Consider the following 541-nt stretch of genomic DNA (forward strand, 5'->3'; position numbering starts at 1 on the left):
TTTGGAGATCGAGGAGACTGCGATCACCCGGTCGGCCAGAGCCGGATCGGAGAGCGGCGAGACAAACTCGGCGCCTTCGAACACCAGGTGCTCATAGACTTCATCAGAGATGATCCAGAGGTCGTGCTTGATGGCCAGCTCGCCGATTGCGCGCAGGTCATCGGCGGGCAGAATGGGGCCGGGGGGGGTGTGCGGGGGGGGGGGGAGGGTGGGACGGCTGCGCGGGGGGGTGGGGTCTGCGGTATCAGCGGGCTGCAGCCGGGAACCGGGCCCGGGGGGCGGCGGCCCCGGGCCGGGTGCCGCGGCGGGCCCCCCCCTCGTCCCCCCCCCCACCCCCAGGCGCAACCGGTTTTCCAGCCCGGAATACCCGGGGGCCCGTCGATCCCCCCCAGCCACTCTGGCCGCGCCAGCGCCTGCACCACCAGACCGGTCGAGACCGGATGCACGCCTTTGATATATTCGCCCATGGTGCGGTAGACTGCCTCGCGGTGGCGCACGTCAGTGATGTAAACGACCACCTTCACCAGATGCTCCATCGAAC

General features: G+C 69.9%; 1 protein-coding gene and 1 pseudogene. Both read right to left on the reverse strand.

Annotated features, from left to right (window positions below; all coding sequences use genetic code 11):
• A partial coding sequence (locus RA19_RS26825; RefSeq protein WP_241479150.1) for an aminotransferase class I/II-fold pyridoxal phosphate-dependent enzyme occupies positions 1-333 on the reverse strand: 333 nt, incomplete at its 3' end.
• A 26-nt stretch (positions 334-359) separates the two neighbouring features.
• Positions 360-541 (reverse strand): annotated as a pseudogene (locus tag RA19_RS26375) (RidA family protein); the annotation flags it as partial.

The sequence above is a fragment of the Leisingera sp. ANG-M1 genome, from assembly GCF_000813745.1.
Lineage (GTDB): Bacteria > Pseudomonadota > Alphaproteobacteria > Rhodobacterales > Rhodobacteraceae > Leisingera.